This window comes from Novosphingobium sp. AP12, from assembly GCF_000281975.1.
GTDB lineage: Bacteria > Pseudomonadota > Alphaproteobacteria > Sphingomonadales > Sphingomonadaceae > Novosphingobium.
In genome coordinates this window covers 1-1,167 of sequence record NZ_AKKE01000113.1, presented here as the reverse complement: position 1 = coordinate 1,167, position 1,167 = coordinate 1, and the positions used below count along the sequence as shown (strand labels likewise).

The 1,167-nt window shown below is 58.6% G+C and carries 2 protein-coding genes; one reads left to right on the top strand and one right to left on the bottom strand.

Annotated features, from left to right (window positions below; translation table 11 throughout):
• On the bottom strand, positions 1-216 hold a 216-nt coding region (locus PMI02_RS28020), incomplete at its 3' end, for a hypothetical protein (RefSeq protein ID WP_238539089.1).
• On the opposite strand from PMI02_RS28020, the gene PMI02_RS26475 reads away from it, so the two are divergent.
• Positions 122-1,155, top strand: a protein-coding gene (locus tag PMI02_RS26475) for an IS630 family transposase (RefSeq protein WP_238539088.1) whose coding sequence is annotated in 2 segments (ribosomal slippage) — positions 122-584 and positions 584-1,155 — 1,035 coding nt in all. Because the reading frame shifts where the segments join, the coding sequence is not laid out codon by codon here. The genes PMI02_RS28020 and PMI02_RS26475 overlap by 95 nt on opposite strands.
• Positions 1,156-1,167: the final 12 nt, after the last annotated feature.

Here is a 1,167-nt window from a genome sequence, read left to right as displayed (position 1 = left end):
ATACCAACGGCCCGATGCGGTGACTCGGTAGGCGATTCCCAAGAGCGCAATTTTCTGATTCAATCGGAGACGGTAGGATTGGAGGGAAGTGATGGCTGGAGTTGCGGTGACCCGTCTGGATTTGTCGGCATCTGAACTACGGCAGGCGTCGGCGAGATCGAAGAACGCATCGGCAGCCCGACGGATGCTTGCGTTGGCTCTGGTGATGGAGGGCACGGATCGAACGACAGCGGCGCGGAGCTGTGGAATGGATCGCCAGACCCTCAGGGATTGGGTCCATCGGTATAATTCGGATGGGCTATCGGGTTTGGAAAATAAGCTTCCGCCGGGCCGCCGTTCGAAACTGACCGATGAACAGAAGCAAGGGTTGATCGCGTTGGTCGAGGCGGGTCCGCAGGCCGGGAAAGACAAGGTCGTGCGGTGGCGGCGCGCCGATCTACGAGACAGGCTGGAACAGGATTTCGGCTTGGTTTTGCACGAACGGACGGTTGGAAAGCTGCTCGACGCGCTGGGCTATCGTCGGCTCTCGGTACGTCCCTTCAACCCCAGGACGGATCCGGTCGCGCAGGAGGTTTTTAAAAAGACTTCGCCGCCAACGTAGCCGCGGCGTTGCCTGAGCACGCGCGAGGCAAGCCGACCGAGATTTGGATGCAGGACGAAGCACGGGTTGGGCAACAAGGCACGCTGACGCGGGTCTGGGCAAAGCGCGGGAGCCGTCCGCCTGCGCCCCGGGATCAGCGCCGGATCTGGGCTTATATCCTTGGCGCGGCTTGTCCGGAGAGACGAGAGGCGGTCGGTGTAGTGCTGCCCTTTCTCAACGCCCAATCGGTCTCGATTCATCTCGATCTCATTGGTCGAAAAGTTGCCGACGGTGCTCACGCAGTCTTGGTCCTGGACGGCGCTGGGTTTCATATCGCCAAGGACCTCAAGATCCCGGCGAATATTACACTACTGAAGCTCCCAGCTTATTCCCCAGAACTTAACTCCATGGAAAACGTGTGGGAGTATCTGCGCGGCAACAAGCTTTCCAACACCGTCTACGAAACATACGAAGACGTCGTCGACGCCTGTTGCGAGGCCTGGAATTTTTTCGCCAACGATCTCGAACGAATCGCCTCAATCACATCTCGGAAATGGGCAAAGGTCAATGTCTAGGGCCGTTGGTAT